General features: G+C 43.4%; 18 protein-coding genes and 1 tRNA gene. 4 read left to right on the forward strand and 15 right to left on the reverse strand.

What is annotated here, in order from left to right:
* Positions 1–21: 21 nt before the first annotated feature.
* Entirely contained in the window at positions 22–1317 is a 1296-nt protein-coding gene (locus tag IWA51_RS07395) for a glucose-1-phosphate adenylyltransferase (protein ID WP_198441958.1), read from the forward strand.
* A gap of 72 nt (positions 1318–1389) precedes the next feature.
* Here IWA51_RS07395 and IWA51_RS07400 read toward each other — a convergent pair whose 3' ends face one another.
* From IWA51_RS07400 to IWA51_RS07435, 8 genes are all read right to left on the reverse strand, one after another.
* Positions 1390–1896 carry a J domain-containing protein gene (locus tag IWA51_RS07400; protein ID WP_198441959.1) on the reverse strand — a complete coding sequence of 169 codons (507 nt, stop codon included), beginning with the start codon at positions 1894–1896 and terminating at the stop codon, positions 1390–1392.
* The gene (locus IWA51_RS07405; protein ID WP_177528825.1) at positions 1874–3256 is read right to left on the reverse strand and encodes a sigma-54-dependent transcriptional regulator; all 1383 of its coding nucleotides are present in this window, start codon (positions 3254–3256) and stop codon (positions 1874–1876) included. The genes IWA51_RS07400 and IWA51_RS07405 overlap by 23 nt, the downstream gene beginning before the upstream one ends.
* Positions 3253–4470: a two-component system sensor histidine kinase NtrB gene (locus IWA51_RS07410; RefSeq protein ID WP_177528826.1), complete on the reverse strand. Its 1218-nt coding sequence runs from the start codon at positions 4468–4470 to the stop codon at positions 3253–3255. The genes IWA51_RS07405 and IWA51_RS07410 overlap by 4 nt, the downstream gene beginning before the upstream one ends.
* A complete protein-coding gene (locus tag IWA51_RS07415) occupies positions 4467–5711 on the reverse strand; it encodes a DNA polymerase III (RefSeq protein ID WP_198441960.1) in 1245 nt (414 codons plus the stop codon). The genes IWA51_RS07410 and IWA51_RS07415 overlap by 4 nt, the downstream gene beginning before the upstream one ends.
* Positions 5693–6220: a CvpA family protein gene (locus tag IWA51_RS07420; protein WP_198441961.1), complete on the reverse strand. Its 528-nt coding sequence runs from the start codon at positions 6218–6220 to the stop codon at positions 5693–5695. Before IWA51_RS07420 ends, IWA51_RS07415 begins: the two co-directional genes overlap by 19 nt.
* Positions 6220–7371: a UDP-N-acetylglucosamine--N-acetylmuramyl-(pentapeptide) pyrophosphoryl-undecaprenol N-acetylglucosamine transferase gene (locus IWA51_RS07425; RefSeq protein WP_177528829.1), complete on the reverse strand. Its 1152-nt coding sequence runs from the start codon at positions 7369–7371 to the stop codon at positions 6220–6222. The genes IWA51_RS07420 and IWA51_RS07425 overlap by 1 nt, the downstream gene beginning before the upstream one ends.
* Entirely contained in the window at positions 7364–8305 is a 942-nt protein-coding gene (locus IWA51_RS07430; protein WP_198441962.1) for an ankyrin repeat domain-containing protein, read from the reverse strand. The genes IWA51_RS07425 and IWA51_RS07430 overlap by 8 nt, the downstream gene beginning before the upstream one ends.
* 137 nt (positions 8306–8442) lie before the next feature.
* Positions 8443–8515 (reverse strand) — tRNA-Phe (locus IWA51_RS07435).
* 200 nt (positions 8516–8715) lie between these two features.
* Between IWA51_RS07435 and IWA51_RS07440 the strand changes: the two genes are divergently transcribed.
* Positions 8716–9846, forward strand: coding sequence for a hypothetical protein (locus tag IWA51_RS07440; RefSeq protein ID WP_198441963.1), 1131 nt, complete (start codon positions 8716–8718; stop codon positions 9844–9846).
* A 315-nt stretch (positions 9847–10161) separates the two neighbouring features.
* Here IWA51_RS07440 and flgE read toward each other — a convergent pair whose 3' ends face one another.
* From flgE to IWA51_RS07465, 5 genes are read right to left on the reverse strand one after another with little or no spacing between them, the layout of a single operon-like run.
* The gene (flgE, locus tag IWA51_RS07445) at positions 10162–11553 is read right to left on the reverse strand and encodes a flagellar hook protein FlgE (RefSeq protein ID WP_198441964.1); all 1392 of its coding nucleotides are present in this window, start codon (positions 11551–11553) and stop codon (positions 10162–10164) included.
* An 18-nt stretch (positions 11554–11571) separates the two neighbouring features.
* Complete coding sequence (gene flgD / locus IWA51_RS07450; protein ID WP_177528833.1) at positions 11572–12024, reverse strand: flagellar hook assembly protein FlgD; 453 nt, start codon at positions 12022–12024, stop codon at positions 11572–11574.
* Between the two features lie 30 nt (positions 12025–12054).
* A complete protein-coding gene (locus IWA51_RS07455; protein ID WP_198441965.1) occupies positions 12055–13416 on the reverse strand; it encodes a flagellar hook-length control protein FliK in 1362 nt (453 codons plus the stop codon).
* A gap of 36 nt (positions 13417–13452) precedes the next feature.
* On the reverse strand, positions 13453–14085 hold the full coding sequence (locus IWA51_RS07460; RefSeq protein ID WP_177528835.1) for a periplasmic-type flagellar collar protein FlbB: 633 nt from the start codon (positions 14083–14085) through the stop codon (positions 13453–13455).
* A 2-nt stretch (positions 14086–14087) separates the two neighbouring features.
* Complete coding sequence (locus IWA51_RS07465) at positions 14088–15383, reverse strand: hexokinase family protein (RefSeq protein WP_177528836.1); 1296 nt, start codon at positions 15381–15383, stop codon at positions 14088–14090.
* Positions 15384–15538: 155 nt separating this feature from the next.
* Between IWA51_RS07465 and IWA51_RS07470 the strand changes: the two genes are divergently transcribed.
* Positions 15539–17566 (forward strand): ATP-dependent helicase, encoded by a 2028-nt coding sequence (locus IWA51_RS07470; protein WP_177528837.1) that lies wholly within the window; start codon positions 15539–15541, stop codon positions 17564–17566.
* Positions 17567–17641: 75 nt separating this feature from the next.
* Positions 17642–18196, forward strand: coding sequence for a hypothetical protein (locus tag IWA51_RS07475; protein WP_198441966.1), 555 nt, complete (start codon positions 17642–17644; stop codon positions 18194–18196).
* Positions 18197–18217: 21 nt separating this feature from the next.
* Here IWA51_RS07475 and IWA51_RS07480 read toward each other — a convergent pair whose 3' ends face one another.
* Positions 18218–19321, reverse strand: coding sequence for a hypothetical protein (locus IWA51_RS07480; protein WP_198441967.1), 1104 nt, complete (start codon positions 19319–19321; stop codon positions 18218–18220).
* A gap of 16 nt (positions 19322–19337) precedes the next feature.
* Positions 19338–20597, reverse strand: coding sequence for a tRNA uracil 4-sulfurtransferase ThiI (gene thiI, locus IWA51_RS07485; protein ID WP_198441968.1), 1260 nt, complete (start codon positions 20595–20597; stop codon positions 19338–19340).
* Between the last annotated feature and the right edge of the window lie 34 nt (positions 20598–20631).

Raw genomic sequence — 20631 nt, forward strand, 5'->3', positions numbered from 1 at the left:
ACTCAGGAGGAATTTAATAATATGTCATCTGAAAATTACGAAGAGCCAAGAGTTCTGGCCATTATTCTTGGAGGCGGAAAAGGTACACGTCTTTACCCCCTTACAAAAGAAAGATCAAAACCTGCGGTACCTTTCGGTGGCAAGTACCGTATTGTAGATATTCCTATTTCAAACTGCATCAACAGCGGTTACAAAAAGATTTATCTTCTTACACAGTTTAACTCTGCTTCACTGCACCTTCATATTATCAATTCCTACAATTTTGACCGTTTCAGTCGCGGTTTCGTAGAAATTCTTGCTGCAGAACAGACACTGGAACATTCAGGCTGGTACGAAGGAACCGCAGATGCCGTAAGAAAAAACTTCGGTCACTTTAAGGTACAGCGCCCTACCCACTATATTATTCTTTCGGGCGACCAGCTTTACCGCATGGATCTTAAGAAATTCATGGACCAGCACTTGAAGAGCGGCGCAAACATCACAATTGCTGCAAAAGCCGTAAACAGAAGTGATGCTTCGGGCTTTGGAATAATGCAGGTAGACGAGTCAAACACAATTACTGCATTTATGGAAAAGCCTGCAAAGGACATGAACATTGACGACTGGAAGATTCCAGAAGCTGCGAGGGAGCCTGAACTTCCTTCAAATCTCGAATACCTTGCTTCGATGGGTATTTATATTTTTGATGCCGACACAATGGAAGAAATGCTTAACAATGACTACAATGACTTTGGAAAAGAAATTATTCCAATGGCAATAAAGTCAAAGAAAGTAAGCAGCTACATTTTTAACGGCTACTGGGAAGACATCGGAACAATACGTTCGTTCTATGAAGCTACACTTGACCTTACAAATCCTATTCCGCAGTTTAACTTCTATGACGAAGACAAGCCTATTTATACACACATGAGAAATCTTCCGCCAAGCAAAATAAATCATGCAGAAATGGTTTCTACCCTTGCAAGCGAAGGATGTGTAATAACCAATTCTCGCATTCAGCATTCTGTAATTGGTGTTCGTTCCGTAATCAATGAAGGCTGTGATCTTGAAGGCGTTATAATGATGGGTGCCGACTTCTACGAGACAGAAGCTGCAAAGAAAGACAACAAGGCAAAAGGTGTCCCGAATCTTGGAATCGGCAAAAACTGTAAGATTAACAAAGCCATTATTGATAAAAACGCCCACATTGGCGAAAACTGCTGTATAAATGTTAGCGGAAGAAAATACGAAGACGGAGACCACGGTCTTTTCTACAGTGCAGACGGAATAATTGTAATCAGAAAAGGTGCAGTAATTCCCAACGGAACTGTTATTTAAATTTTCGAATTATCTTTAGCTGCTTTTTTTGGCGGAATCAGAGCTTGGAGGTTGGCTTTGGTTCCGCCTTTTTTATTGTTCAAGGAATTTCATTATAAGGGTAAAAGCTTCTACAACCTGCCGTGTCTTGTCTGTTGCAATTTTCTGCATTACGGCATTTACGGTATGACGGTCAGGGTGGTAGTATTTTATTTTTTCTTTGTATGCTTTTTTTACGTCTTCTGTTGTGGCGCTGAATGTTATGCCCAAAAGCCTGTAGGCGCGCGCCAGTTCGGGGGTGATTTTTTTTACGGCAGAATGGTATACGAAAGACTGTCTGTTTTCGTGGGTGGCGGTGTTTTCGCGACGATTGGCGGTGTTCTCACGGCGGGTGGAGGTGTTTTCGCGACGATTGGCGGTGTTCTCACGACGGGTGGCGGTTTGGTTTTGTTCTGCCGCGGAACGGAGCTTTTGTTCTGTATTTTTTTTGCGCGCGCCGTCCTTCACTTTTTTACCGGGGGCGGCGGTTTTTACAAAGCCTGTTTCGAGGGTTTTGCTCAGTAAATCACCGAGTCTGTCATACATTGTCTCCGAGCTCATCGGCATTCTCCGGCGTTTCTATTCCCCAGTCCACAATTTTTCTCTGAAGGGTCTTGCGACCTATTCCAAGAATTTCTGCTGTCTTGCTTTTGTTGTTTCTGTTTGCCGCAAGATTCTGCTGTACAATAACTTTGTCTGCTTCATCAAGCGTTATTCCAAGGGGAATAACTATGCTTTCTGTTCCTGCACTCCTGCTAATAGAAGGTGGCAGGTCGTCCAGTCCAATTTCATCACCCGAACACATTACCACGGCACTTTCCATGCAGTTGCGAAGTTCACGTATGTTTCCAGGCCAGTCGTATTTGAACATGGCAGACTTTGCCCTGCTGTCTACTCCTTTTATGGACCTTGAGTTTTCGCGGTTGAATTCTTCCAGAAAAGAAGCCATCAGTAAAGGAAGATCGTCTTTGCGTTCTCTCAGCGGCGGTACATGTATGTGAATTACGTTAAGCCTGAAGTACAAATCTTCGCGGAAATTTCCTTTTTTTATTTCTTCTTCGAGATTGCGGTTGGTAGCTGCAATTACACGGACGTCTACATCTATTGTCTGTTCACCGCCTACACGCTCAAACTTTCGTTCAGCAAGCACACGAAGAATTTTTATCTGTACATTCTGGTTTATTTCGCCTATTTCATCCAGGAAAATCGTACTTCCGTGTGCAAGTTCAAAGCGCCCTTTCTGAAGATGGTCGGCTCCTGTAAATGCACCTTTTTCATGTCCGAACAGTTCGCTTTCAAGGAGCGTTTCACTGAGTGCCGCGCAGTGCACGTTTATCATTGTCTTGTTTTTGCGGGGCGAAAGTTCATGTATTGCCCTGGCGACAACTTCTTTACCAACACCGCTTTCGCCTGTAATAAGCACGTTTGCCTTGGAAGATGCCGCTTTTTTTATAGTTTCCATTATCTTAAGCATAGCCTGGGACTTTCCAATCATTCCGCTCAGGACATTTTCGCCTTCTATTTCTTTTTTTAACTGCTGGTGCTGCAGGCTCATTTCACGGCTTTCCAGGGCACGCTTTACAATCATGTCCAGCTGGTCAAGATTAAGCGGCTTCGTAAGAAAATCGTAAGCTCCGTGCCTCATTGCATCTACTGCAGAATCTATACTTCCGTGTCCCGTAAGTATAATTACAGGAATTCCCGGTGTTTCTGCCGTGACTTTTCTAAGGACTTCTTCGCCGCTTATTCCGTTCATACGAAGGTCTGTTATGACAAGATCTATGTCCCCTCGTTCAATGAGTTTGAGTCCTTCTTCACCACTGGCTGCTGTTTTGACATTGTATTCTTCGAGTTCAAAATTTGCAGCAAGCCCTTCGCGTATGTTTTTTTCATCATCAATTATTAGAATTGTAAATTTCATTTTTTATCTGATTCCCCGCCTGAAGAAAGAAGCATTGTTCCGTTTTGAGGCACCGGAATTGAAATAGTAAAAACAGTACCTTTTCCTTCTACAGATTTTACATTGATGTCCCCGCGGAACTCTTTGATTATTTTGTAAACCATCGTGAGTCCAAGCCCGGTTCCGTCTGCCTTTGTCGTATAGTACGGCTCAAAAATACGTTCGGAAGTTTTTTCATCCATTCCTATTCCGTTGTCTGCAACCGTAAGAATATATTTTTCACTTTTGACAAGGGAACGCACGACAAGTTTACCGCCGGAATTGTTTTGGTACCGTGAAACCATCGCTGCAAGGGCATTCTGCACAAGATTGACAAGCACTTCCCTGAGCAGTTTCTGGTCAATAAGAAGCCGCGGACTGTTTTTGCAAAGATTTACGTCTGTCTTAATGCTCTTGCTTTCAAATTCAGGCATAAAGAAGTCCATCGTTTTTTCTACTATTGAATCGGGCTCCAGAAGTTCAAGATTTGTCTGTACAGGGCGCACGGCAAACAAAAAGTCCAGAACTATTTTATTAAGATTGTCAATTTCTTCGTTGACTACCGAAAGATATTTTTCCATAAACTTTTCGTCAGGCAGCATTCCGTCTGTTTCACGCGACTTTTTGATTGCTTTCTGAAGAAGCTGGATATGAATGCTTATTGCCCCAAGCGGATTTTTTATCTCATGTGCAACAGAAGCTGCCAGGTTTGTAAGACTTGCAAGGCTTTCCATTCTGTGAATAAGAATTTCCTGCTTGCGGCGTTCAGTTATGTCGTTGACAGAAATAATTGTTCCGCCTATGGTTTCTCCTGTTACAAGAGGAATAAGTGTCAGCATCACAAATTTTACTTTGTCATCGTTAGCAATGGAAAATTCTTCGCCGGTATTTGTATTCTGCTTTTCGGCACTTTTTTTGAGAAAATCTGCAATTGATGTATCGTCAATGAGTTCCCAGATTGGAATTGCTTCGTTTTTGTCACGCGCCCTTACACTTAACGGAATATTGCGTTCTGCGGCCTTGTTAACCAGAATTATATGCCAGTCATTGTCTACGATTATAAGTCCTGTTGAAAGGCTTTCCAGAATTGAAACCAGTGTGTCATTTTCTGAACGCAGAGAATTCAAAAGCATTCCGACCTGTTCGGTAGAAAGCTTTGGTATTTTTTCTGAAACCTTCTTTACAAAATCTGTCATGCAAAAATCTCCTGAATAACACCCCCGCTCAGATGGTTTACCTGAAGTACGCTTCTTGCAAGAACTTCAAGCGCGGCCTCGGGGTTCTGGTTGTATACAGAAACATCGTTATATGCTTTTCTTACAGCGGCCATTATGCGCGCAGAACACTCGGCACCGGCTGCGGTTTTTGAAAGCGGCTTCTGGCACTCAACTATTTCCTGAAGGAAAATTTTTAACAGAACCCTCGGCTCAAAACGCAGGCATCCCGCGCAGACAGAAACAGTGTCAGGAACATGGCCTTCAGAAAGCATCTTAAAGAAAGAAGCTGCATATTCTTTGACAAGTTCAGGTTTTACCGGAAGATATGTCTGCAGAAAGCCGTTTACACTTTCCACGGGGGCATCGCCTGCAAACGGAACATAATGAAAAACTCTTGTAACAACATTGCGCTGCTGTTCCACCGTGCGTTCAAAAAAATTGTATGTTCTTACACGCGAAAGGATTGTAGGAAGAACAGCCCCTCTTTTTGCCGTCGTTAAAATAAACATTGTGTTTTCGGGCGGCTCTTCAAGTATTTTTAAAAGCGCATTGCGTGAGCTGTCTGCCATGCGATCGACATTTTCTATAATAAGAACTTTTTTTCCTGTATTTGACGTAAGATGTGCCCATACAGAAAAATTTCTTATCTGCGAAACAGGAAGCGAATCGTACAAAAAGGAGGATTCCAGTTTTTCGCAGTTTTTGTCTATTTCGTCAAGTATTTTTTCAAGTTCATCACCGTCGGGAAGCGTCCGTCCCGGCGACAAAAGCTCCAGGTTTTCATCTATAGCCTGAATAAGCGGCGTAAACTTTGCAAGCTTGTCTTCACCTTCCCACAAAACAGGGCTAAACCTTACGGTAAGTTTTCTTACAGCGCGAATGTAAAGATAGCGTGCTGCCTCTAGATGACTTGAATTCTGTGCATTCTGAAAAAGAAGCGTATTTCTTGCGGCAGAAATCTCGAGTGTACAGTCACCAGGCCCTGCTACAAGTACATTGGGGCTTACCATAGCTTTGTGCCTTAAACAACTGGGGCATGTACAGTTCCACGCGCCGGGAACTTTGCCGCGGCAGGACAGGACGCGGGCTGTTTCAAGGGCTGTTGTAAGTTTTCCCGAAGATTCCGGTCCCGAAAAAAGTATCGCGCCCGGCAGCTTTGCACTCTTAATGTCAGAACTTAAAAGGTCTGCGGCGCTCTGGTTCAGCACATTGTCAAACATTTTTCCACCTGAACAAAAGCGGTTGCATCTGTTATCTTCTCAGAAATTGCATTAATGGGAACCGAAAGAAACGGGCTGAAAATGCGCATAAAAAAACTTCCGTCCAAAAGACTGTCTGTCGGGAACCACGGCTGAACTACAAGAACAATAATTATAATTCCAATAACGGCAAGCCCTTCAACAATGCCTATTACAAAGCCCAGAAATCTGTCGAGCTGAAGAAAAATGTGTCCGCCAAAAATATTCTTTATAATCTGCTGGACAATCTTAAAGATAACGAATGAAATTATAAAGAAGATAAGGAACGAAAGAATAACTGCAAGAACATGAATCTTTATGTAAGTTTCAAGCGGCGTCACAAGATTTTTGTATAGAAGAAGCGAAATCCATATAGAAAGAAAAGGTGCTGCCTTTCCGAAAATTTCGTTTATGAATCCGTTTATCATGCAAACAATGGCAGCAAACAGGATTATTCCAAAAAAAATCAAATCAATCACGGCAAACGGCATTATATTCCCCCAAGAATTGTTTGTGCAATTATGGCTGCACTACTGGTTTTTGCGCAAAGTTCAAGACAGGCTTTTGAACACTCTACACGTTTGTTTTCGTCAGAAAGTTCTTCGAGTGCTTTTTTTAAATGGGCTGAATCTGCATCGGGGCCTGCAAGAACCAGGGCACATCCTTTCTGTTCAAAGAAACGTGCATTGTCTACCTGATCGCCGCGTGTTCCCGAACCGCACAACGGAACAAGTACCATGGGCTTTCCGCAGACGGCGCATTCCCACAAAGAATTGGCCCCCGAGCGTGAAAGAACAACGTCAGCAGCCTGGATAACATAAGGCATTTCCTTGTATATAAAAGAATAAGGCTTATATGAATCGTCATCAATAAGCATAATTTCGGGGTGTTCAGAAGCAAAGGCCGCACCGGTCTGGTGAACAACAACAAAGCGTTCCTTTAGCCAGCCTATATTTTCTTTGACAAGACTGTTAATCTGGCGTGCACCAAGACTTCCGCCAAGAACCAGCAGAACAGGTTTTGTCTTTTTTTCTATCTTAAGAAACTCAAGCCCCTTTGCTGAATTGTCCTCATAGAAAATAGGACGCACGGGGTTTCCCGTAACAATGCATTTTGAACGCAAAGACGGCTTTAAATATCCGGCCGTACGCTCATACGAAAGAAGAATGGACTTTGCACCTCTGCTGTTTATTCTGGTAGCAAGTCCCGGAGTAAAGTCACATTCATGCGTGTAATACGGAATATGCAGAATTTTTGCAGCCGCACACGGGGGAACGCTCACAAAACCGCCCTTTGAAAAAAGCACATCGGGTCTGAGTTTTGCAAGAATAAAAAGAGACTTCACAAAGCCTGCAATAATTTTAAATATATCGGTAAAATTTTTAAGCGAAAGATACCGTCTTAATTTTCCGCATGGAATTCCGTAGAAGGAATCTATACTGCCGCCTTCAGAAGAAAGATTTTTTTCTATAATATCTTTATCCATTCCGGACTGGTTTCCAATCCAGAAAATTTTTACGCTTTTACCCTGAGTACCGGCAAGCCTTACAAGTTCATCTGCAACTGCAATTCCTGGGTAAATATGGCCACCGGTTCCGCCGCCGGCAAATACTATTTTTATGGCACAATCACTTTTATTCATTGCAATTTTTCTCCGCAGGAGGATATTTTTTCATAAGTTCAATCATTTCCTGATTTTTGAACAGAACGGCATATTCGCGGGCACTCATACCCATGCTGTCCTTAGCGTCGGCATCTGCACCGGACTCAAGCAGAAGTTTTACTATCTTAATGTTTCCGTTTCCTACTGCAAGAACAAGAATTGGCTGGCCGTCAGAACTTATAAAATCAAGATCGGCTCCCCTTTTTATAAGAAGCTTTGTCAGGTCAAAATTTTTTCTCCAGACGGCATCCATTACGGCAGAATAACCGCGGTCCTTTGACACGGCATTGATGTCTGCACCGTTTGCCAGAAGCCATTCAACTTCTTCTGTACAGTCACTTCTTGTTGCACAGCACAAAAGAGGAACACCTTCAGAAGTAAAGGCACTCATAAGCATTCCGGCCTGAAAGAACAATTCACACACGTCTTTTTTGTCATGTTCGAGATAGTATGCAAAACTGTCTGCCGTAAACGGAATTCCCATCGTCATGAGTTTAACAAGGGCGTTTTTCTGGTTTTCTTCTGTTTCGTAGGCAATAAAATCCTCCTGAATTACATCCAGAAGATCTTCCATTGTGTCAAAGCACTGCAGAAACGAACTTTTGCTTCTGTCCAGAACTTCATAACGCCGGTTATAAAGGGAATCTGCATGAATAAAAGTACGCACCCCCTTGCCGGACAGACACCCGAGAATAAAATTATAGTCAGAAGATTTCTGCAACGAAGAACCGTCAACGATTATGCAGTGGGTTGCCTTTGAAACACAGTTCATACATTTTTCAAGCTCTGCACAATCCATTGTTCCAGAAAAAAAGAATTCCTCTACTTCACAAATTGATGTTCTGTCCAGAAAGTCTTCTACAGGTTTTAAATCCTTATTTTTTAAATCAGATGCCAATATCAACCATTTCATTCTTAAGATTATATAATAAGAAAGGAAGTTTAACAAGAATTAATAAGCGCTTTGGGGAATTGAACTTGAATTGAACTTGTTTTTAAGCTGGACTGCGGACATAAAAAAAGAGGCTGTCAAAAACAACCTCTTTGGAATGCCAGCGGTCAGAATCGAACTGACGACATAAGGATTTTCAGTCCTCCGCTCTACCAGCTGAGCTACACCGGCATTTGTAAGTGATGTTTAGATAATATACTCATTATGCATTTGTGTCAATAACATTTGCCTGTTTTTTTAATATTTTTCTGATTTTTTTCAAAACAGCCATAAACACCTGCCAAACTTGAATTAGTAATTTTTATGCATTATAATAGAGAAAACAAGAGGTTTTGTCAGAATCAAAAAGCTTTACATTACAGGAGGAACTTATGAAAAAAACAAAAACACTCGCGGCTGCATTTGCAGTCATAGCACTGGCTTCTGCTTCTCTTTATGCAGAAGATATTGAAATCCCTATTTCAGAAAATAAGAAAACTGAAATTGCAAACGGTCTCAACGCATTTGCAGGAAACATTCTTGTAGCGGCACCGCAGGCAGCAACACAGCAGAATGTATGGGCAGACGCTTATATTGGCAAACTGTTTCCGTCACTCCCGCCTCACTTTGGTGTAGGTATTTCTCTTGGCGGAACAAAAATGGACATGACAGGACTTAAGAATGCAGCAACAGCATTTGAAGGAATGATCAATGACTTTGTTCCTGATTCAGGCAGCAGTTCTATTACAGATCAACTTAAAGGAACTGTAGACTTCGGTTCAATTCCTGACATATTTGTAATGCCTACTGTTTCTATTGATGCAAGAATCGGCGGTATATTCCTTCCGTTCGACATCGGAATCAGTGCAATGATGACAAACCCGTCTCTGTTCAGCGTAGATCTGTCTGACCCCAACTCAATCACATCCATGAGTGCACCCATGAACTTCAACGCATTCGGATTCAATGGTTCTGCAGACTATCTTACATTGGGCATTGATGTACGCTACTGCGTTCTTGACGGCGGTGTAATTCTTCCAAAGGTTTCTGTAGGTGCCGGATACAATATCACAAAGGGATCTTTCGGAATAAGTTCAGACCAGAGCGGTGTTGATGCAAACATGAACCTTTCTTTCAACACACAGGTTATCTACGTTCAGGCCGAAGTTTCAAAGAGCATAATGATTGCAACAGTATTCGGAGGAGCAAGAGCACTTGTTTCAAACACTTCTACCAGCTGGGCTTGGAATATCAAGGGAACAAAAAGCCTTGGAGGCAACAATCTGATAATTTCAGGCGAAGACAGCGGTTCACGCAACGCAGACACTACAAGCAGCACTTACCAGGACGGAAAGTGGGATTTCAGCGGTGTTCAGCCTCAGCTTTATGCCGGTGTAGGATTCAACTTCCTGGTATTCCAGACATCTCTGAGCGTTTGTGCAGATATCAGAAGCTTTATGGACAGGACAAATTACGAAAAAGCTCTCTGGAGTGGCGCCTTCTCTTTCCACGTAAAGTTCTAAAAAACTGCCATTGTTAAAAAAAAGGCTGCCCTTTGTTCTTGAAGGGCAGCCTTTTTTTATATACTTTTAGAACTAAAAATTAAATTCGGGTTCTGCGGCTTCTTCTACTTCAGGCTCATTTGAACTTATCATCATACCTGAAAGCTTTTCCCTGAGGGTTGCCTTTTAACAAACTCCTATTAAAATAATATAAACATCTTAATTATAGATACGAAACCAATAAAAAAAGCAAAGACAAAAAAAAAGACCGCATAAACCGGGTAGAAGTTCATGCGGTCAAGGCATAGTTATGATAATTAGAGCGAGGTAACTCTATTAGCGTTTAAGGTTGATTACTGTTTCAAGCATTGAGTCTCCGGTCTGGATAGTCTTGGCATTTGACTCGAATCCTCTCTGGGTTACAATCATGTCAGTAAGCTGCTCGGTAAGGTCAACGTTACTCATTTCAAGGGTTCCGGCAAGCATGCTTCCTTTTCCCTGTGTACCGCTTTCACCGATATTTGCCATACCGCTGTTTATTGATTCTGCATAGGTATTGTCGCCTTTCTTTTCAAGACCGCCCTGGTTTGTAAAGCTGGCCATGGCAACCTGTCCGATTGTTCTTACGGAACCGTTTGAATAAACACCAGTAATTGTTCCGCTCTGGTCAATCTTAAAGTTGTCAAGATAACCGAGCTTGTATCCGTCCTGGAAATTGGCTTTTGTTGTACTCTTTGAAGCAGCCTGTGTAATTGTATTTTCCATAGAACCGATTGTTCCGAGGCTTAAGCTGAATGTATGTCTGTACGGGTTTCCTGCGGCATCTGCATTACTGTCAGCAACATTGTATGAAGCCTGGAGAACAATTTCACCTTCAGGATTTGAAGTATTTCCGGCGCTGTCTGCAACAGAAAGAAGCTTTCCGGTATTGTCAAAGTTAAGTGTATATGTATTTGCAACACCGTCTGTTGTTCCGAATCCAATGCGTGTCTGTGTAAATTCTGCATTGTCAGGATCTACGTTTACGCTTACGTTCCACTGGTTGGGATTTCCCGGAACTTTAGAGAAATTCATCTGAACCTGGTGTGCGTTTCCGTAAGTATCGTAAATATTGATTTCTGTCTGCCAGGTTCCTTCAAGGAGCTGGTCTGCAGTTGGGTTTTCGGGAATTTCGGGTGTATTTTTGTTAAGGTTACAGAAATAGCGTACATTTTCCGTAGCTTTCGGCGGGTCTTTCTGTCCTACCGGAATTACAATGTCTGTAGGAGTAGCCGAAGTGCGCACAATCTGGCGGCCGTTTGCATCTTCTGCCATCCATCCCTGAACGCGAAGTCCGTTTGCCGGGTTTACAAGTGTTCCCTCTGAGTCAACGCCAAAAACACCGGCTCTTGAATAGAAAGTTTCATCTCCGTTTTTAAGAACAAAGAATCCGTTTCCCTGAATGGCAAGGTCTGTAGAAACACCTGTTGTCTGAAGATTTCCCTGTGTAAAAATCGTATCAATGGAAGCGACACTCATTCCGAGTCCTACTTCCTTGGGGTTAACACCGCCGACTTCTTCTGTAGGACGTGCAGCACCGTTAATCTGCTGGCTTATCATGTCCTGGAAGCTTACACGGCCGCGCTTGAATCCGTAAGTGTTAACGTTGGAAATGTTGTTTCCTATAACATCCATTCTGGTCTGATGGTTCTGAAGTCCGCTGACTCCAGCATAAAGTGATCTCATCATAATTGCTACCCTCTAAAATTATTCACCGTAAACGGCCGAAATCTGTTTCATATCATAATACATATTGCCGATGCGCACCTGCGGATTGTTTCCGTAAGTTACCGCGTCAACAGTACCTGTAGTCTTTACGCCGCCAACATCAACATCGACGGTTTTTCCGATTGTTCCGACAGCCTGTGAAGAAACCAGCATATTGTTCAGCTTGCCGAATTCCTGGTTCATGTTGGTCATCTGCTCAAGTGAACTGAACTGGGCCATCTGTGCAATAAACTGCGTGTTGTCCATCGGAGACGTCGGATCCTGATTTGAAAGCTGTGTTATCAGAAGCTTAAGAAAATCATCTTTTCCGAGCGACTGCTGCGCCTGTCTTCCGTTTACCGCAAGAGATTTGTTGAATGTGTCGACCTGCATATTGAGCTTGGCCTTTTCCTGCGGACTCATAGCCGTGTTAAGCTGAACGGAGCTTTCCATAATTCACCTCGTTAAAATCAGTCTGACGTCTTAGGCGACGACATTTATCCTGTAATCTGCAGAAGCTTCGTAGGACGTCTGGTCCCCCGCACTTACTGCAGAACCTGAATTAGAATGTACCGCATAATCACCGTATGTCTTTTCAGAAAGGAACTGTTCCGCGCTCTGCTGCCTTTCCCCTCCGAACATTCCGCCCTGTGAATTATTTTGGGCAATGCTCAGCGTAAAGGTTGCATTGTCGAATCCGCTCTGCACAAACGCTTGTCTCAGAGTGTCAAGATTCTGGCGAAAAGCTTCGAACGCTTCCCTGCTTGCTACGGTAATATGACCGGATACTACTTTATCGGAAAGTTCAAGAGTAATCTTAACATTTCCCAAAGCTTCAGGCTTAAGTGCCATATTTATTGTTCCAGTATTATTGTCCTTTAAAACTATGCTTCCGGCTTTTACAAAATCGGGCGCACTGGCTGCAATCTGCTGTGAAACCATCTGCTGGAACACCGAACCGCTTGCCTGGGCCGACTGTGTGTCTGAAGAAAGAATATTTTTTGCTGCATCCTGCGGCATGTTAAGAACAGCATTTACACTTGTTTCGCCGGCCGAACCTGAATGCGCACGCGATATTTTCATGCTGCCACTGTCATATTCAAGTTCAGATTCCGGAACAGTTACCGTGCGCTCGTCTGTAAGCGAAAAAAGTCCGTTAAGAACGCTTTTCTGTTCAGTTTTCTTTTTCTGGGGAATGCTATCTGAAAGGCCGTCTTTTGTTTCTTCACCACTCTGCGCAAGATTCAAAAATGATTCACCTTCGCTTTTGTCTGTCATGTTAAGAGCCGCAACGATTGTTCCTTCGGAAACTGCTGCCGCCTGTACCTGTGCTTCAGCGGAATTTTCCAGCAACGCAAGGAACTGTCCGGGATTGTCCACAGAAACCTGTGCTGCGGCCAGAAGACGTTCCTGCTCTGCAGACTGTGAATTGAATTCTTCTGCCGAAGTCAGCAAAGATTCAATATTGTCTTTAACGGAAGATGATTTGAGATAAGTTATATCCTGTTCTGAAAGAGGTTCTGCGGCAAAAACGGCAGCGTCTTCTTTTGAAAGGGGCGCATTTTTTGTTTTGGGCTGTTCCTGTACAAGGGCTGCATTCTGGACCGAAGTTTCTTCTGCAGTTTTTTCAGAAACATTCTGCGGAATATCTTCTTTGTCATTTAGAGATTTATTGCCTTTTTTGTAAGAAACTTTCTGTTCTTCTGCAGCAGGCTTTTCTTCTGCTGTCCGGGCAGCCTCAAGCATATCCTTAAAAGAAGAGTCCGGGCGCGGTTCCTTCAGCTTTTGTGACTGAACTTCGGGCAACCCCTGTGATTTTACGACCTGTATGTTTGAAGCAAGCATGGCGACCTCCGAAACTACCGGACAGCCGCCACAGCCTTAGTTTATGGAAAGCGGTTTGTTTGCCATTTTGCGCTGTATCTCTGCCGCACGTGAAGCGGGCATAAGTGACAGCCAGTAGGCACCCATGGAAGATGTTCCTGCACTGGCGGCAATTTCTTCGGCACGGCGCAAAACGTCTATTACGTCCTGGTCATCCATGTTTACAAGAATTTCCACTGCTTTGGCAGGCTGCATTCCGTTAAGGTTTTGCACAATCTGTTCGATGTTTACACTTCTATCATCGTACTTTTTTACCAGATTGTTAAATGTTTTTTCTCTTTCTGACTGTGCATTCTCTTTGTCCGCAAGTTCCTGAGCAACCTGGGCATTTGCATCTTCCTGAACCTTTACGTCAGCCTCGCGCTTATCCAACTCCTGCGTGCGTACGTCAAGGGCTTCAAGTCTTTTTGCAAAGCGGTCATCATCAAGGTTTGCAGGAACAGAACCTGTTCCGCCTGCCACAGAAACCGAAGTCTGCGGTTCTAGCCCGAACAGTCTGTAGACAGGAGCAAACATTTTTTTTGCCTGAATTACCCCCAGATAGTCAAACCAGAGCAGTCCGAACAGTACAAGAATAACAATGAGAAGAATTAAAAGTATTGACTTGGCAAGAACCTTTGTGGAACGCACTTTTATTCACCGATAAGACCGCCGATAGCGGCTCCAAGAGTAATGTCATTGTCGCGGCTGATTATGTCATAATACAGTCCCTTTTCGCGTACAAGCACATCTTCAAGATAACCCTGTACACGGGCAAATATCTTGTATGTCTTGAAGAATGTTGTTCCATTGCAGAGAATACAGACAGGCTCGTCGGAAGAAGTACCTGCACCGCTCTTGATTACACAGGCCGCAAGAATTGAAGTGGCAAGACGTGCACAGCGTTCTACAAGTGCGTCAAGAATCTGGAACAGACGGTCATAATCTTCTTTGGTGGCACATCCGGCAGCCTTTGCTCCAAGAACAGAAGCCGTTGAATACGGAGAATGAAGGAAGGCATCCATTTCTATAAGAGTCATTTCCTTTATCTCAAGGAGTTTTTTTGCAAATGCGTCAGTAAAAAGACCTTCTTCTGCAGCAGTATGAATCATTTCAAAACTTACGGGACCAAGATATGCACCCGAGCACATTTTTTCCATGCGTGAAGTTCCAGGTTTTACGCTTTTTGCATCAAAGGCTTCATCAAAGTCAGATCTTGCAACCTTGTCGAATTTTCCGCTTTCGCAGACAACAATCTGTCTCTTGAGTCCCTTGTACGCTGCGTCTTCAGGCTGGATATAAGCGCCGTTCATTCCTGTTCCGAGAATAAAACCGATGTATGAAGAATACTTCATTCCTTCGTCCGGGGCGGCGGCACCTGCAAGAAGTGCTGCAACCGTGTCGTTAAGAAGAAGAACATTCATTTTATTCTTCCAGCCGTGGTCTGCGAGAGCCTTTTTGAGTTCCTTTCCAACCCTGCAGCCGGCTACTTCGGGAGCCTTGATTTCTTTTGAAAAGCCAAGAAGGATTCCGTCGCCGTCATCTGTAATTGTCATCGGGTAAGAAAAACAGAAACCTATATTGCAGGACTTGTCCTTGAGGTGTTCAAGATTTTCTGCAAACTGATTGAAGAATTCAGTACGGGAAAGTTCCTTTTCTATTCCAGGCATCTTTGTCTTTTCCATAAAGTCAATGGAAGGCTTACCTGTTGAATCAAAGGTAACCAGGCACGATCTGAAGTTTGTTCCGCCTGCATCAATTACAATTACACTTTTTCCTGCAGCTGCCTTTGACGGTGGATTGCTGTAAGTCAAAATCATATCCTGACTGGCAGGACGACGGCACAGACCTTCGTGCATATCTGAAAGAAGTGCATCTGTTACGGAATTTATATCAACATGATGATTAAAATTGTGTTTTCCCAAAAAAGCCGCAACTGCTGTATTCATAAATTACCTCTGATCAAATTTAAAATAATTCTTTATATATTTTACCATACTACATCAAAAATTCAAGATATAACAGGCTCAGGACAGATATATTTTGGGCATATATTTCGCTCAGGATTGAAAAAAAATACATATGAATATAAAATAACTGCCCTATGCTCGAAGATACTCTTAAAGACCAGCTTAATCCGGAACAATACAGGGCCGTAACTACCATAAATGGTCCTATACTTATAATTGCAGGTGCCGGCAGCGGAAAAACACGCGTAATAACCTACAGAATAGCAAACATGCTCGAAAAGGGAATTCCGCAGAGTCAGATTCTGGCCCTTACTTTTACAAACAAAGCCGCAAAGGAAATGGAAGACAGAATAAAAAGCCTTACAGGAAGAAAACTCCAGAACCTTACTGTAAGTACATTCCATGCATTCGGCGTAAGGATTTTAAGGCAGGATATAGACAAGCTGGGCTACAGACCGAATTTTTCAATCTATGACGAAACAGACAGAAAATCTCTCATAAAAGAAACAGGCCGCGAGCTTCAGTTTACGGCAGATGCAATGGATCTTTTTAAAATAGGTGCACTGTTCAGCGACGTAAAAACCGGCAGAAAAGGCTGGCAGAGCGACAACGATATGTACAGGCAGCTTTACGAAGGCTATCAGGAAGGACTCAAGCTTTATAATTCCGTAGACTTTGACGATCTTATTACCCTTCCCATAAAGCTTTTCAAAGAGCACCCCGAAGTTTTGGAGCAGTACAAAAACCGCTACAAGTACATAATGGTAGACGAATTCCAGGACACAAGCCACCAGCAGTACGAACTCATGCGCCTTCTTGCCGACAAAAACGTTGCTGTTGTAGGTGACGATGACCAGAGCATTTACAGCTGGCGCGGTGCCGACTACCAGAACATTGTGAATTTTGAAAAGGACTTTCCCGATGTACAGGAAATAAGGCTCGAACAGAACTACCGCTCAACAGGAACAATTCTTGCAGCCGCAAACGGTGTAATAAAGCACAATACAAACAGAAAGGACAAGGAGCTTTGGAGCGGTAACGGCAACGGCAAACCCATCGAAATCTACATGCCCGAAAACGAAGCGGCAGAAGCAGACTTTATTGCAGAAACAATCCAGGGAATCTGTGCCGAAGAAAAACGGAATTACGATGACTTCGGTGTACTCATGCGTGCAAATACACAGAGCCGCGCAATAGAAGAAGCCTTTCTTGAAAGCAACATCCCCTACACAATGAGCGGTGGAACAAGTTTTTTTGAGCGCAAGGAAATAAAGGATATCATAAGCTATCTGAGAGTTATCTCGAACCATGACGATGACATAAACCTTCTTAGAATTATAAATACGCCGCGCCGAGGACTGGGAAGAACCACAATAGAAGCCGTAAACAAGGTTTCTGACACAATGGGATTTTCACTCTGGGAAGGAATAAAGGCAATAATCGAATCTTCTACCGAAGAATGTCCGGTAAGCGAAAAAACAAGGGCAGATCTTGGTGCGTTTATATCACTTATAGAAAGCTACAAAACCATGCTCAGCGGAAAAGGATTGAGTAAAAAAGTGCGCGCACTGGTAGATGAAATTGCCTACTTTGACTACCTGATCAGCGAAAATCCCAAAAGCGAAAAGGCTGCCCGCTTCAAGTACATGAACATTGAAAGCCTCATAAAAAGTATGGAACAGTGGGAAAACAACCCCGAACACGAAGACACAAGTCTTTTTGCATACCTTAACCGCATTACCCTTCTGTCGCGCGATGATCTTGACGACGGGGAACAGGACAAGGGAAAAGTAAATTTAATGACAGTTCATGCAAGCAAGGGACTTGAGTTCCCTGTAGTTTTTATTGCAGGAGCCGAAGAAGGTCTTATGCCCCACGCCCGTGCAGTAGAAGAAGGCGGTGAACAGGCTATAGAAGAAGAACGCAGGCTTTTTTACGTGGCAGTTACAAGGGCAAGGGACCGTCTCTTTATTTCTTCATGCCTCAAAAGAAGAAAAATGACAGCCACTGTAGAATGCGCTCCAAGCAGATTTCTCGAAGAAATACCTGAATCACTCGTAGAATACCACGAACCGTCAAAGGAAGTCTCTGACGAACAGGCTCATGAACTTCTGCAGAATATGCTCAAAAACATGTCACGCCCGAGGGTTCCGAAACTGTAATATTCCGGCTCGGTTGCAGTACAAAACTGAAAAAATGTGCTATACTGTAATCAAAAGTTCCCGGAGGATTTATAAATGAATAGAAAACTCGGACAGGCATTTCTTATTGCAGCAGCATTTGTTTTTTTCTCATGCAAAACGCTGGGCAAAACCGACACATATCCAGAGCCTTCAGTTATTCTGGAGCCGCCAGTACCGCAGACAAATCTTCCCGTCATAGAATTTTCGGGACTTGGAATAAAATACGAATTTGAATCAATGCTTCTGAACCGCTTTCTGGTAATTCAGGATACAGATGCCAGCGGAAAATTTGCAGCACGTTTAATGGACGAAACTTCGTGGGCAAAAGTACGAATACTTTTGCCTGCCGGAACTTACGAATGTCTTGCCGCAGAAAAATCATTCAATCCGGACCAGGCAGCATTTTACATTTACATAGATGAAGAAGCACACAGGGTTTATCCCAGTAACCCTCCACTTGGAAAATGGGAACTTACTACAAGAAGCCCCATCTATTTTACACTTGATGCGCCCAAAGAAGTTCTGGTAACGGTACAGGCAAATTCAAAGGACCGTCTGGGCGAAACAGGAATGGATTTGGACTACATTCAGTTTGTAAAAAGAAGATAATCTAAAAAACCTGGGTGATATTTATTTGCCCAAATCAAGGACGCGTCTGTTGTAGTCTTTGGGCGGGTTTTCTATAATGCTCCAGTCAAAATCAAGAACACCGTGCGGCGGGAAAAGCGGCTTTGGAGCAGGCATTTTTTGTGAATTCATTTCTTTGACAATCTGTTCAATCGTTTCACTTCCTGAATGCAGCGTAAGGTAAGGTTCACCGAACGCACAGATTGTTGAAGTTCTTACATTGTAAAAAACTTTTAATCCGTCAGAATTTGTGCGCTCTTTTTTTACTATTACGGAATTCATGCGGACCGTTTTTGGAAAAGAGCCTGAACGTTCTATATTTCTTATGCGCGTTCCCTTTCCGTTAACGCAGGTAAACGTCTGTCCTGCAAAGCGCAGATGCTTCGGAACGCTGTACTCTGAATCTGCATCACGGAATACAGCCTGTGCCAGAGAGTCAAAATCCATGTCAGAGCGCCAGTATCTTATGTGGTATATTTTATCAGCGTCAACAAGATACGACAGAAGTTCTGTTTTGTAAAAGGGTTTTGAAAGCGTAATGCCCGAAGCCCTTCCTGCATCGTACCAGAAACCGTCAGCAGGATGTTCTGAAGAAAGCGTTGTTCCGTTTAAGGCAGAAGAAGAAGCAACATTGTCGCTGTTTTCTTCCCTAAGCACAAAGTCCAGGTACAGATTGTTTCCAATTCTTGCAACCGGAACAAAGACATCTTCTTTACCGTAGCGCAGTTTAAGTATCCAGGCACCGGAAGATTCATTTTCAGCTAAAAGTACATCACCGTTTGCCTGAACAACGCCGTTTGAATCCCCTGCGGCAAGTTCTTCTGCAAGGGGAATACATTCTATTCCTATAACATCTGCTGCAGAAGATGAAGTAGCACTGTTTCTGTCACGCACATTTTCTTTTGTATAGACGGAACTTTCTGCAGCGCGGTCAGCATAACGGCCGTAAAAGGGCTTGAGCACAATCTGAATTGAATCCAGTCCTGTATCAAAGACAACCATGCGGTCTGCGTTTTCCCAGATTCCCCCAAGAAGCGAAGAAACCGGAGATGCCGCAAGGGTTGCAAGAGAAAATAAAACTGCAGCAAAAAAAAAGTGCTTTTTCAATCTTATTCTGTCTTTTTTATTCTTTAAGAATGCAGTCTCCTGTCTGCGGAACAAATTTCTTTGTTGCCCATTTTGAACCTATTTCATCGCGTAGAGAAAAGCGCATAATTTTTCTGTCTTCAAAGGCCTTCTGCACAAGTTCGTCTATCTGCATGGAATCATAAATGGCTTTTGCTTCTTCTACAGTGGCCCGCAGAATAGGATGCTTTGGTGTAAAGAGTACGCAGCAGTCTTCGTAGGGAAGAATGGAAATGTCAAAAGTTCCTATTTCTTCTGCCGTAGCCGTAATTTCTTCTTTGTCAAGGCCAACAAGCGGGCGCAGAAGAGGATATTCTGCAAAGCTTTCTGTTACAGTAAGGTTTTGTATAGTCTGGCTTGCTACCTGCCCGAGGCTTTCGCCCGTAATAAGACAGTCTGCATGTACACGTTCTGCAAGGAGATTTGCACACTTCATCATGCACAGGCGCAGCATAAGTGTTGTATATGCTTCGGGAGACTTTGCCTTTATTTGCATCTGAACGTCTGTAAACGGAATTATGTTAAGATGAGTGTCTACTCCGTACTGGCCTATTATTCTTGCAAGATCTTCTACTTTTTTCTGCGCTTCTTCAGAAGTGTACGGGTACGAATGGAAGTAAATGCATTCAACCTTCATTCCGCGTCTCATCATGCGGTATCCGGCTACAGGACTGTCTATTCCGCCACTCAGAAGAAGAAGGCCTTTTCCGCTTACACCGACCGGAAGACCACGGCAGGTCTTTCTCTGTGCACAGTAAACGTAGCATTTGTCACGTACTTCTACATTTATTACGACATCGGGATTATGTACGTCAACGCTCATTGTTCCGTCATCAAAAAGAACACCTGCGGCGCCCGAACAGATTTCGTATGAATTGAGCGCAAAGCTCTTGTCTTCACGGCGCGCGTCTATTTTAAAAGTTTTTGCACCTGATGCTACAGCGGCTTTTCCCTCTTCTGCTACTGCCGCGCGGATTGCTTCCATTGTTTTTTCTACAACACGCACTTTTGCCCAGCCGGTAATTCCGATAAGCCTGTCGAGCGCATATTCTGCTGCAGGAACAGAATCTTTTGTACAGGAAACATAGAGCCGCCCTGCCTGTGTCCAGACCCTTGCTTCTACGCTCTCCAGCGCGAGCCTTAAATTCAGTACCAGCTGTTTTTCAAAGACGCGCATGTTTCCGCCTTTGAGTGTAAGTTCCCCTACTTTTCCAAGATAGGTTTCGGTATAATAATTAAAGTCAATGTCGTGTTTCATAAATTCCTCTGAAATTGAATTACCGGCGGATTCA

Origin of the sequence: Treponema peruense (genome assembly GCF_016117655.1) — a bacterium.
GTDB classification, from domain to species: domain Bacteria; phylum Spirochaetota; class Spirochaetia; order Treponematales; family Treponemataceae; genus Treponema_D; species Treponema_D peruense.